The following is a 12,516-nucleotide window of genomic DNA, read 5'->3' on the forward strand; positions in this document are numbered from 1 at the left end:
AATTTAAATTAGATATACTATGAAACGTAAAGTTATTCACTTTGGAACATATATTAAGCATACTAGAACAGATTAATTGAAAGAAAGAAGTTAACTTTATATAATAAAATAATATGAGAAAGAAGGTGTTACATATTGATTTCAATTGCTATTTGTGATGATGAATCGTATATGCTAAATGATTTAAAAGAAAATATAGAGCTATATATGAATAAAAATAATTTATTATATAATATAGAGCTTTTTGATAAAGCTGAGACTCTATTATATAATCATGAATTATTTGATATTATCTTTTTAGATATACAGATGGAAGGTATTAATGGAATGCAAGCAGCTAAAAAACTAAGGTCATATGATAATGATTGTTTTATAATTTTTGTGACAGTTTTAAAGGAATTTGTATATGATGCTTTTGAAGTAGATGCTATAAATTACTTGCTCAAACCATTATCTAATGAAAAACTATCTAAGACAATGGATAGAATAATTATAAAGCTGGATAGTAATGAAAAAAATTATATAACAATACAAAAAGGGCACTCATATTGGAGGTTAAAAATAGCAGATATTTTATATTGTGAAGTTATAAAAAGAAAGATTTATATCCATTTAAAAAAAGAAATTATTGATTATTATGAAACTATTGATAGTCTAGAAAGAAGTTTACCAATAAATTTTTTTAGATGTCATCGTAGTTATATAATTAATTTACAAGCTGTATATAGCTATGGAAATGGTAATGTAGTTATGGAAAATGGAGATATGATACCTGTTTCTAGGTTACGTCAACAAGAATTTTCTGAAGCTATGCTTGAAAATATGAAAAATAGGAGGAGATAGCATGGCTAATTTATCTTCTTCTAATGTATTATTAGAATATAGTATTTTGTTCGTTTTTGCAGTAGATAGAAGTCTAATGGCAGTATTGCAATATTACTTTCTAATTAGTTTTACAAATACTAAGTCGAAATTTGGGGACTGTAGTTTATACTTGTTAGTATCAGTTTTGTCAATTAGTATAAATACATATTTTAATTTATATAATTTATTTTATTCACGGCTTATATTTTTTCTACTGACTTTTTTGTTTGTAAAGTATGTAATAAAAAAATCTACAGTTTTATCTATAGTATTATCTCTATTAGTATATATAATTGAGCAGTTAGCATATGGATTTATAGCTCCATTTAATTACTTACTATTTATAAATAATACAGATATAAATATTTATAAATTTGTTATAAATACAGAGATTTCATTTTTTATTACGATTATAATAGTTGGATTTATATATTGGTATAGTGCTAAAAAATTTAATATTAAAACTGTAAAATTTGATAGATATTCAATAATTTTGATAATGCCATTGTTACTCATAATATTATTTTGGCAATCATTTGAGCATACTGGTTATTCAAGTTCAACGATAAATATCGATACAAAACTTCAAACTGTAAAATTATTAATGAATACATCTCTTACTAAAGAAATTCAAGCTTTCCTTTTTTCTTCAATTGGAATTATATGTGTTTTTTTCTCTTTATTTGAGTTTAAGAAATTGATGCAATATTTAAAAGAAGAGAAAAATAAGGCGATTTTAAACCAACAAATTCATTCTCAAAAAAATTACATTGAAGAAGCAAAATCTCGATTGTCACAAACGATGTCTTTTAGGCATGATTTTAATAATCATTTAGCTATTGTAAATGGATTGCTAAAAAAAGGCGAAATTTTAAAAGCACAAGAGTACTTAAATAAACTCGAAAAAATAACCAGTGACCTATCATTTTCTTGTAATACAGGAAATGTTGTAATTGATGCCCTTTTCAACAATAAATTAAGCATAGCAAAACAATTAGGAATACAGGTGTATTGTGACGTAATTATACCAAGTAATACTAGTATAAATGATGTTGACCTCTGTATAGTATTTGCCAATGCTATTGACAATGCAATTAAAGCTTGTAAATTTGTAGATAAACGAAATAGATATTTAAAACTATCAACTAAACTAGATGGTGGATTTTTTATGATAGAAATAAGGAATAGTTATAATGCAGCAAATAATTACACAAGTGGTTCAGGTATCGGAATTTCAAATATAAGAGAGGTTGCTAAGAAATACCAGGGAGCTATAAGTATAGAGAATACATCAGATTATTTTCAAATAAATATATTACTAATTATTTCATTACACTATACTGACATTTCAGAACAATTAACTTGAAAATAGAATTTGTAACCAATATTATATATGTAAATAAAAGTATATATAAATGAAAAATTTAACATATAGAAATAGGAGGTTACTAAAATGAAAATTGAAAGTATAAGTGGTCAGACACCAAGGATGTCTAATATAGACAGTTCAGGTAATAACCAAAGTGAAATACAAAGTTTAGAACAGCAAAAAAAAGTATTGCAAGAAGAATTGGAGAAAGTTAAAAACGATAAAAGTATTGATAATGAAATGGCTAAGTCAAAAATAGAAAATTTAAAAAAAGAAATAAAAGAAATCGAAAGTAAAATTCAAGAATTAAAAGAAAAGAAAGCACAAGAGTCAGAGGGAGGACAAAATACTGTTTCTGAAGTGAAGAATAGTACATTAGATAGAAAAGAAGAAAATTCTAATAATAAAAATGCAAAAACACCATATGATATTTTTGAAAAAAGCAATGAAGAAGAACAATGGGACAATACTTATAGTCTTGTTCAAGACGATAAAAATTTAAAAGTAAAATTTAATAGACCTATATAGTGTATCTAGAAAATCAACTTGTTGAAATATTAATTAGTATTTTATATTCTTAAGGAATAACAAATATGTATAAACAAACATAAAGAAGTGTTAAAACACGTAGTTTTAGCGATGTTTAAAATAAATTATTATAAACTAACTGACTGACATTGAACTGACAAAACCTATTTTTTTAAGTTTAACTGACAACTAGTTGACAGTCAGTTTTGTTTATTTGAATAATATTTTACTTAAATTATCAGATGCTTTTTTATCCATTTCTTCAAGCACATGAGAGTATCTATTCATAGTTATTTGTATATATTTATAACATAATTTTTCTGAAACAACTTTAATGTTAGTGTCTCCTAATAAAAGCAAACTTGCGTTTATATGTCTTGAATCATATATTCTATATCTCTTAAATTATTTTTTTAACTAAAGAAAATTATACTATGATAAAGAGAACTGATAGGTTTGAGACTATTTATAAGGTATTAGATTTTATTAATAGATAGATTAGAAGGTAGCAACTAGAATTAGTTGTTACCTTCTTTTTGTTTTAATCATTAACTATATTAGTTTTCATACAGTTATATATTTCTTTCTAATTAAATAATATAATACCACTGTTATAATAACTACTAATATTATTGCTAATATTGTAATATCTAATCTTCTTATTTATAAACCTATTGCTATATATTCAAGATCTATTACATAGGGATAAAGTACTTCTAGCTTAACCGTTCTTTTTCTATCTATATTTCCATATGTTGATTCTAGTTTATTAAAATATTTTTCACTGCAAAAACTAGTTTTAGGTTTAATCAAATATATTATTGTAGTTACTATTATAATTCCTACTCCAATAAGTATAAGATAGATATTACCAAAATTCATAGTAGATACCTCCTTTATAATATAATCATCAACTTATAATTAGATTAATTTTCCTAATAAAAGTATAACGAGTATAAAGAGTATCTAAAATATTACAAATATTAACAAAACACATAAAGCGATAGAATAATCTGTAACAATAAAAATAACGAAAATTATCATACTAAAACATAAGGCATGTTATAATTGTATTAAATAAGATTATTCATATACACTAGTACCCTTATAAAAAAGGGTGCTTATTTTTTTGGAATAAACATCAAAAGTGTTACTCGACACTCTTTAGATAGATTATTGTGTGAATATATTTATATTTGCTATGCAGAAAATTAAAATGAACTGTGATATAATAAAAATATTAGTGAGAAATGGAAAATGAGCGAAAGTAATTCTATGAAGCTTTGGCAAGCTGATAGCAATACAGTAGAATGAAATCCTATCAGGTAATGTATAACCAACCGCCTGTACTGAGTCTTTGGAGTTAAAGTAGTAGTATTAAATTTAAGTGTAATACAGGGAGTGATATATCTGAAATGAAAGTTATGTAATTAAGTTGAAAAATAATTCCAGACGATCAGATATACTATGAACGCCTGAAATTACAGTTCATAAAAAATTATCATGTGTTTGCGCTATCAAAATCCAAACTTCTTATGAGACTCCAAACAAAAATGTATATCTTCCATAAAAATATGTACTGTATGCTGATTGAATACGACATTCTTATCGATACAGTGGGAAAGTAGATATCAAGGATCTAGGAGTGGGTTGGACAATCTGATAATATAGAACAGCATGAAGTCATAAAGTATAATTGTATGGATGTAAAAGTTACTATTGATTTTCATAGTAGTCTAGATAAAGCTAGCATACCTATCTGGAATTCTTAGTGTGCAGACTTTAAGTATCACTTATTTGTGCTTGGACTTTCCTGTGTTTTGTAGTATAACTTCTCACTTAAAACTATTACATAATATGGTGGAAGACGCACGCCATTTTTATTACTTTTTGTGCCACAAGTGTTAGTGGCGGAATGGAGATTTCTATGTCAAAAGAAAAACAACATACCAATCACAAATGGGGAATTCTGTTCACCGTTGTAATCATGACTTTCATGACTACACTTGATACAAGTATTGTCAATATCGCATTACCAGTTATGATGTCGCAGATGAATGTGACTATGAGCAGTGTCGAATGGGTGGCCAGCATCTATCTTATTGTCACTTGTGCTACTATTCTGATTTTCGGACGATTGGGTGATACAATGGGAAAAGTCCCTATATTTCAGTTTGGTGTGCTATTGTTCACCATAAGCTCGCTGCTTTGCAGTATTACCCATTCATTGCCATTCTTGATTATGATGCGTGCTTTGCAGGGACTGGGCGGTGCGGCTGCGTTGGCGACCAATCAAGGGATTATCACTGAGTCCTTTCCTGCAGAGGAACGTGGCAAGGCGCTGGGATTTGTAGCCACTTTTGTGGCGCTGGGTAGTATGGCTGGACCAACGATTGGTGGATTGATTCTGAGCATACTACCATGGCCTTTTATCTTTATCATCAACATTCCTATTGGGTTTGTTTCACTGATAGTTGGGCTAAAGACCTTGCCACGCAGAAAGCTGGCGTACTCAGGTCGGATGGACATCAAAGGGGCACTGCTGATGACTATGTCCATCGTGTTGATTTTCATTCCTATCACGTTGTTGCAAAACGGTGTAACATGGTCGCTGATGCTCATGCTGGGGGTGGGCGTTTTGTTGCTTACTCTATTTTTCATTGTGGAGCGTTGTACCAAGGATCCTCTTATCCCTTTGAGGATTTTCCGTAATAAAATGTTCATAATTAATCTGATTACCATGCTCACTATTTTTATAGCGATTGGTGCCCACAACATTCTCCTGCCATTTTATTTGCAGGATGTACGAGCTTTCGGTCCAGGGCTCGCGGGGATACTGTTAACAGTAACTCCTGTTGTTATCGCAGTTGTGGGTCCACTTAGTGGTATCCTGTCCGACCGTATTGGATGCGAGTTGCCAACTATGTTAGGCCTGTTTTTCAATGCCACAGGTATGCTTCTGATTGTCTTTTTGACTAAGTTTACCCCTATCGCCATACTTGTATGTTTCCTATTTGTAATTGCGCTTGGAGCAGGACTTTTCCAGTCACCCAACAATTCTTTGGTCATGGGCAGTGTTTTAAATAGTGAGTTGGGGCTTGCTGGTAGCCTTGCTGGTCTTATGAGATACATGGGGATGTCCATAGGCGTTACGCTTAGCACTTCGATGTTATACAACCGCATGAGTGCAAAAATCGGATATCCAGTTACTAATTATGTACAAGGACGTCCAGATGTGTTTCTGTATGGTCTGCACTGGGTGTATGCCACTTTGGCAGCAATCGTTCTGTTGGGAGCGACTTTCACAGTAGTTCGATTTATCTATGCAAAAAGGAATAAAACTGTTTCCACTTAGGAAAACAGCCTCTAGATATAATACTGTGTAAAGGTATTGTTGTATAATGGATAAAAATACAATACCATCTAGAAAACGTCTTTTTTTGTATTTAATAGTAGCTATCTTTTTCTTGTGGATAAAATGTGAGAAACTTTTAAGAAAATTGTGGATAAAACATTTTACTGACATAAGTTTTTGGCTTTTATTTTAAAATGTTGAAATATCAACAAATAATTACATAAAAACAGAGAAGAGATTATTTTCTTAAGTAATAATTGCATAAATATACTATATTTATGTAAATTTACATATAGCTTTATAACTACTATTTATGAATTTCTATTTTAAATTTTATACCAAATATAAATATTAGTGACTATCCTCTTAAGGTTACTTGTGGTTTTAATGCAAATGTTTTTAATGCAAATAAAAAAAGAGATTTTAAAATCTCTTTTTTTATTTTTATTTTATATTAATTATTTTTTAAATTTATATTTTTTGCATCAGATTTTCTAATAGCTAAATCAAATCCTCTAAATCTAATCACTATAGGATCATTAAGAGGGGCTATTTTTTTTACTTCAACTTCAGTGCCATCTATTAATCCTAAAGCAAGAAGTCTCTTCATAAGTTTTTCATTCCCAGCTATATTATCTATAATTCCCTTTTGTCCAAGTTTTAAGTTGTAAACAGTCATTATTAACACCTCCTAATGAAAATCATTATCAAGTTCTATACTTATAATATATAATAAAAAAGCTAAATTGTCAATATATAACAAAAAATAAACATACTAGCTCAGTATGTTTATAAAAAATAGTATACAAGGGATACTAATGGCATCTAGTAAAAAACCACTTACTAAGGGAACAACCAAAAACGCTTTTGGAGAATCTCCGTATTTTTGTGTTAAAGAGCTCATATTGGCTAAAGCATTTGGAGTAGCACCTATTCCATGTCCAATTAAGCCACTTATTATGATGGCAGAATCAAAATCTTTTCCAAGTATCTTAAAACAAATAAAGATTGAAAATAAAATTATAAAGATTACTTGAAAAGTTACTATTAGAAGAATTGGAGGCAATAATGTTGATAATTCAAATAAATCTATATTCATAAGTGATAATGTTAGAAAAATTCCTAATGAAAGTTCTTTTAGAAACTCTATAAGTTTAAAATTTAACTCCAGTATATTTATTTTGTCATTTAAATTTCTAAAAATAACTGCTGAAAACATACAAGTCACAACAGAAGGTAAAAGAATGTTACATGTCATATAAAATATTCTGCTTATAATTTCTCCTGTATTTATACAAATAAATATAAGAAGAACTTGCTCCAAAAATATAGTAGGAGTTATCTTTTGGGACGAGTTATCTTGGATTATTTTATTCCTGTTTCTAAAAAATTTATTCATTACTCTCATTGAATCTTTTTTATATTTAAGACTTGATAAATCTGCTTTTGTTGAAGGTTGCAATTTATACTTTTCTATTAGAAATCTAGCAACAGGGCATCCCAATATCCCGCCTATAATAAGACCTATTGTTGCAGCAGATAAACCAACTCCAACTGCACCATTTATACCAAGACTTTCTATTGTAAGTCCAAATGCAGCCGAGTAACCATGACCACCTTCCATAGATATATTACCACACATAAGTCCCAAAAGTGGTTCAAGTTTTATAATTTTTGATATTGATATGGCTATGATATTTTGACAAAATGCTAATATTCCACATAAAATCCAATATCTAAATAATACACTACCACCTTTCTTTATAAGGTTTATGCTTATTTCAAGTCCAATAGTTGTAAAAAAGAAAGTTATGAAATTTGGCATTAAGTTTCCACTCACAGAGATATCTGCTATATGAAAGTATTTAAGAAATAAATTTAAAAAACAAAATAATAGACCTCCTATTACTGGTGCAGGTATACAGAAGTTATTTAAAAATTTAATCTTATTCTTTAACAGATTACCAATTAAAAAGAATAGCATAGATAAGGTTAAAGTTTGTATAGTATTAAAAGTTAAAGTAATCAAAATAAGTCCTCCTTTGTAATTTAAAAATTTAAAATTGCCTTTATATAATTTAAATTATTATGTAATGGAATTTTTACTATCAAATGTATATTAATAAATGTATATTAAAAAAAATCAATGGATATAATTAGATAATTATAAATTAAATGAGAATATTTTACTAATACACAGCTTTTAACATGAAAAATTTTAGTATATTGTTATAATAGAAATAAGACTTAAAAACTTATCAATAGAATATATTATTTATAAGTATAAAAGGAGGATAAAATGTTTGAAAATTTACCTAAGATAGAATTACATTGCCATTTAGATGGAAGTGTTAGAGTAGAAACTATATTTGATATAGCACTTAAAGAGAAAATAGACTTACCATCAGATAATATTGATGAAATAAAAAAATTATCAAAAGTTCCACATGATTGTACTTCACTTGATGAATATTTAAAAAAATTTGATTTACCTCTAAAAGTTATGCAATCTAAAGAAAGTTTAAAAAGAATTACTTTTGAACTTTTGGAGGATGTAAGTAAAGAAAATATTAAATATATAGAAATTAGATTTGCTCCATTACTTCATACTCAAAATGGGTTGAGTGCTAAAAGTATAATTGAAAGTGTGGTTGAAGGAATTAGAGATGCTGAAAGTATTTATGATGTAAAAGGGAATTTAATATTAGGTTGTATGAGAACAATGACCTCAGAAGAGGCATTGTTGGTAATTGAAGCAGGTAAATCTTTTATAAATAGAGGTGTTGTAGCAGTAGATTTATGTGGTCCAGAGAAGGACGGATTTTGCAGTGAATATGAAGAAGCTTTTAAATTGGCAAGAGATTATGGATATAAAGTTACAGTACATGCAGGAGAAGCTGCAAGTGGAAAAAATGTACTAGATGCTATAAATATTTTAAAGGCAGATAGAATTGGCCATGGTATAAAAATTAATGGAGAAAAAGATGCATATGATTTAGTTAAAAATAAAAAAGTATTACTGGAAATATGTCCAACCAGTAATGTACAAACTAAGACAGTAGATTCTTATAAAAGTCATCCATTTTACGATTTTTATAAAGATAATTTGAATGTAAGCATAAATACTGATAATAGAACTGTGTCAGATATAAGTTTAAATTCAGAACTAAATCTAATATTTGATATATTTAATCTAAATTTAGAAGACTATAAAATAATTTATAAAAACACAGTAGAAGCAAGTTTTACAGATAAGGAGACTAAAAAATATTTATACAGTCTAATTTAGTAGGTTAAATGAACTATAACTTTAAATCAATTAAGTAAGTTAATTAAATTTGTATTTTAGAGTAGGAGATAAATTTGAAAAATTATAAAGAGATTTCTTATAATGAATTAGCAAAAAAAGAATTAGAACAATGGAAGAAAGATATATTAAAAAAACCGTCTATATTTGATAAGGCGTCAAAAGATATACAAAATAAATTCAATGGAGTCTTGCCAGATAAATACCATGAAATAATGACTTCTTCAATAAAAGGAATGACAAAAACTGTATTGTTTGGATATAAATATGCGACAAAGACACCAATTAGAAATATATCTTTAGAGGAAAGGGAAAAGCTAGTTGATGAAAAGGCTAAAAATTATAAAACTACAGCAATGATTGAAGGAGCAGGTACAGGAGCTGGAGGGATTTTTTTAGGGCTTTCTGATTTTCCTCTACTTTTAGGTATTAAGATAAAATTTTTATACGATGTTGCTTCAATATATGGATATGATGTCAAAGACTATAGAGAAAGAATTTATATACTAAATATATTGCAGTTGGCCTTTTCTAGCCAATCTCATATAAATACAACATTTAAATTGATGGATAATTGGGATGAGTATATAAAAAATTTACCAAATGATATCAATGATTTTGATTGGAGAACATTTCAGCAAGAATACAGGGACTATTTAGATTTAGCCAAATTTTTGCAACTAATGCCTGGAATAGGAGCATTTGTAGGATTTTATGTGAATGGAAAATTAATTGATAAATTGCATGAAACAGCAGTATTTGCTTATAGATTGAGGATTAGAGAGTTTAATTAATAAGTGTTAAAATTTTAAAAATGACTATAAAATATATCTATATATATATTGATTTGCATTGATAAAAACAATGATGAGTGAAAGGTAAAGCATGATAAAATCTAATGTAGAGGTTTGTATTTTAATGGAAATATTTAAGTTTTACTGTTTAAAATACAAAATGAATTATAAAGAGAAGTAATTGGGAGGAATGTTTTCATGGCAAATTTACCAAAACAATTTGATAGTTTTAATGAAGCTAGACAAAAAGGATTTATAAATGCAAAGGAACTTAAAGAAAGTGGGAAAAAAATGGTTGGAGTGTTCTGTACATTTACTCCAGTTGAAATTCCAATGGCAGCAGGAGCAACAGTAGTAGGTGTTTGTGGAGTTAGTGAAGAACCAATTCCAGATGCAGAAAAAGTGTTACCAAGAAATCTTTGTCCTTTAATAAAATCAAGTTATGGACATGCAATAACAGATACATGTCCATATTTCTATTTTTCTGATTTATTAATAGGAGAAACTACCTGTGATGGCAAGAAAAAAATGTATGAAGAACTTGCAAAGGTTAAACCAACATATGTAATGCATTTACCAAATACTGCAAAAGGTGAGTTTGCTTATAAGCTTTGGAAAGATGAAATGATAAAATTAAAAGATGAAGTTGAAAAGTCTTTAGGAGTGACTATAACAGAAGATGATATAAGAGCTGCTATAAAAGATAAGAATGAAGAAAGAGAACTTCTAAAAGAGTTTTATGCACTTGGTAAATTACAACCATCTGCACTTACAGGTCTTGAACTTCATAATGTTCTATATCAAGCAGGTTTTAAATTTGACCGTGCTGAACTTAAACAATCTTTAAGAAAAGTTATAGATGATATGAAAGAAAGATATGAAAAAGGAGAATGTCCAATTACAAAAGATAAACCAAGAATTCTTATAACAGGTTCTCCAATTGGTGGAATAAGTGAAAAAATAGTTAAAACTTTAGAAGATGCTGGAGCATCAGTTGTTGCATATGAACTTTGTGGAGCTATAAGATCAAATGATTTATTAGTTGATGAAGAAAATGAAGATGTGTATGATGCTTTAACACAAAAATACATAAATATAGGTTGCTCTTGTATGATGAACAATGACCATAGAATTGAACTATTAGATAGAATAATAGATGAATATAATGTAGATGGTGTAATAGATGTAGTTTTACAAGCCTGTCATACATTTAATATAGAAAGTTACAGAGTAAGAGAATTTGTTACAAAAGAAAAAAATAAGCCATTTATGTCTCTTGAAACTGATTATTCAAAATCAGACACTGAACAATTAAGAACTAGATTTGAAGCGTTTGTGGAGATGTTATAGGAATAAATAATAGGAGGGTTTATGTTTAGTATAGGAGTGGACTCAGGGTCAGTAGCAACAAAAGGTGTGTTATTTGATGGTCAAAAAATTGTCAAAAAAATAATTATACCAACTGGATGGAGCCCTAAAAGTACATCTAAACAAGTTTATGAGTTGTTAAGCGATGGAATTGATAAAAAAGATATAAAAAAAGTAGTAGGCACAGGTTATGGCAGAGGAGTAATGGACTTTGCTGATAAGAAAGTAACAGAAATAACGTGTCACACTAGAGGAGTTTACTTTTTAAATGAGAATGTAAGGACTATTTTAGATGTAGGTGGCCAAGATAGTAAAGTTATAAATTTAGATAGAGATGGAAATGTATTTAATTTTATAATGAATGATAAGTGTGCTGCTGGTACTGGTAGGTTTTTAGAAATTACTTCTAATCTTTTGGGGAGTGATATAGAAAGTATTGATACACTAGCTCAAGGAAATGAACCAGTTAATATATCTAGTATGTGTACAGTTTTTGCAGAGTCAGAAATAGTAAGTCTCTTAGCTCAAAATATTTCTACTGGAGATGTAGCAGCAGGAATACTTAAATCTATTGCAAATAAGTCGACATCAATGCTAGCAAGAGGAGAAATAGTAGATGAAATTGCATTTACTGGAGGCCTTGCAAAGAGTAAAGTGTTAGTAAAAATGATAGAAGAAATATTAGATAAAAAAATATTTATTGCAGAAGATACTCAGATAATGGGGGCTCTAGGAGCTGCAGTAATTGGATTTAAATAAAAATATCTTAAATAATAAAATAAAAAGTTGAAGTTATCCAAGATAATTTCAGCTTTTTATTTTATTCTATTTATTTTTAAAGGAAAACTTTGGTATAATTGATTTAAATGATTATATATTTAGAAATAATCAATATTTAGTCATATATAGTATTAAATCTTTAAAAATTAGC

At 28.2% G+C, this 12,516-nt stretch carries 10 protein-coding genes and 1 pseudogene; 8 read left to right on the top strand and 3 right to left on the bottom strand.

Features of this window, described 5'->3' with window-relative positions:
- The first annotated feature begins 135 nt into the window (after positions 1-135).
- The 3 genes from IC218_RS03730 (at position 136) to IC218_RS03740 (ending at position 2,761) form a co-directional block, all read left to right on the top strand.
- On the top strand, positions 136-843 hold the full coding sequence (locus IC218_RS03730; RefSeq protein WP_227823837.1) for a LytR/AlgR family response regulator transcription factor: 708 nt from the start codon (positions 136-138) through the stop codon (positions 841-843).
- Position 844: 1 nt separating this feature from the next.
- A complete protein-coding gene (locus IC218_RS03735; RefSeq protein ID WP_227823838.1) occupies positions 845-2,230 on the top strand; it encodes a sensor histidine kinase in 1,386 nt (461 codons plus the stop codon).
- Positions 2,231-2,317: 87 nt separating this feature from the next.
- On the top strand, positions 2,318-2,761 hold the full coding sequence (locus IC218_RS03740) for a FlxA-like family protein (RefSeq protein ID WP_227433245.1): 444 nt from the start codon (positions 2,318-2,320) through the stop codon (positions 2,759-2,761).
- A gap of 564 nt (positions 2,762-3,325) precedes the next feature.
- Here IC218_RS03740 and IC218_RS03745 read toward each other — a convergent pair.
- Positions 3,326-3,643, bottom strand: a pseudogene (locus tag IC218_RS03745) (hypothetical protein).
- Positions 3,644-4,688: 1,045 nt separating this feature from the next.
- Here IC218_RS03745 and IC218_RS03750 point away from each other — a divergent pair.
- Positions 4,689-6,116 (top strand): MFS transporter, encoded by a 1,428-nt coding sequence (locus IC218_RS03750; protein ID WP_227823839.1) that lies wholly within the window; start codon positions 4,689-4,691, stop codon positions 6,114-6,116.
- A gap of 454 nt (positions 6,117-6,570) precedes the next feature.
- On the opposite strand, the gene IC218_RS03755 is transcribed toward IC218_RS03750, so the two are convergent.
- Both IC218_RS03755 and IC218_RS03760 read right to left on the bottom strand, forming a co-directional pair.
- Positions 6,571-6,795 (bottom strand): FeoA family protein, encoded by a 225-nt coding sequence (locus IC218_RS03755; RefSeq protein ID WP_003423664.1) that lies wholly within the window; start codon positions 6,793-6,795, stop codon positions 6,571-6,573.
- A gap of 96 nt (positions 6,796-6,891) precedes the next feature.
- On the bottom strand, positions 6,892-8,145 hold the full coding sequence (locus IC218_RS03760) for a sodium/glutamate symporter (protein ID WP_227823840.1): 1,254 nt from the start codon (positions 8,143-8,145) through the stop codon (positions 6,892-6,894).
- A 270-nt stretch (positions 8,146-8,415) separates the two neighbouring features.
- Between IC218_RS03760 and add the strand changes: the two genes are divergently transcribed.
- The 4 genes from add (at position 8,416) to IC218_RS03780 (ending at position 12,344) form a co-directional block, all read left to right on the top strand.
- A complete protein-coding gene (gene add, locus IC218_RS03765) occupies positions 8,416-9,405 on the top strand; it encodes an adenosine deaminase (RefSeq protein WP_227823841.1) in 990 nt (329 codons plus the stop codon).
- Positions 9,406-9,479: 74 nt separating this feature from the next.
- On the top strand, positions 9,480-10,217 hold the full coding sequence (locus IC218_RS03770; RefSeq protein ID WP_227823842.1) for an EcsC family protein: 738 nt from the start codon (positions 9,480-9,482) through the stop codon (positions 10,215-10,217).
- Positions 10,218-10,415: 198 nt separating this feature from the next.
- On the top strand, positions 10,416-11,567 hold the full coding sequence (locus IC218_RS03775) for a double-cubane-cluster-containing anaerobic reductase (RefSeq protein WP_227483213.1): 1,152 nt from the start codon (positions 10,416-10,418) through the stop codon (positions 11,565-11,567).
- A 21-nt stretch (positions 11,568-11,588) separates the two neighbouring features.
- Positions 11,589-12,344, top strand: a complete 756-nt coding sequence (locus IC218_RS03780) for an acyl-CoA dehydratase activase (RefSeq protein WP_227433252.1) — start codon at positions 11,589-11,591, stop codon at positions 12,342-12,344.
- Positions 12,345-12,516 lie beyond the last annotated feature (172 nt).

Origin of the sequence: Clostridioides sp. ES-S-0005-03 (assembly GCF_020658455.1) — a bacterium.
GTDB lineage: Bacteria > Bacillota > Clostridia > Peptostreptococcales > Peptostreptococcaceae > Clostridioides.

What these genes read in the sequence shown, in the direction of transcription:
- IC218_RS03740 (WP_227433245.1), top strand. Translation starts at nt 2,318, where the DNA reads ATGAAAATTGAAAGTATAAGTGGTCAGACACCAAGGATGTCTAATATA.
- IC218_RS03750 (WP_227823839.1), top strand. Translation starts at nt 4,689, where the DNA reads ATGTCAAAAGAAAAACAACATACCAATCACAAATGGGGAATTCTGTTC.
- IC218_RS03735 (WP_227823838.1), top strand. Translation starts at nt 845, where the DNA reads ATGGCTAATTTATCTTCTTCTAATGTATTATTAGAATATAGTATTTTG.
- IC218_RS03780 (WP_227433252.1), top strand. Translation starts at nt 11,589, where the DNA reads ATGTTTAGTATAGGAGTGGACTCAGGGTCAGTAGCAACAAAAGGTGTG.
- add (WP_227823841.1), top strand. Translation starts at nt 8,416, where the DNA reads ATGTTTGAAAATTTACCTAAGATAGAATTACATTGCCATTTAGATGGA.
- IC218_RS03755 (WP_003423664.1), bottom strand. Translation starts at nt 6,795, where the DNA reads ATGACTGTTTACAACTTAAAACTTGGACAAAAGGGAATTATAGATAAT.
- IC218_RS03775 (WP_227483213.1), top strand. Translation starts at nt 10,416, where the DNA reads ATGGCAAATTTACCAAAACAATTTGATAGTTTTAATGAAGCTAGACAA.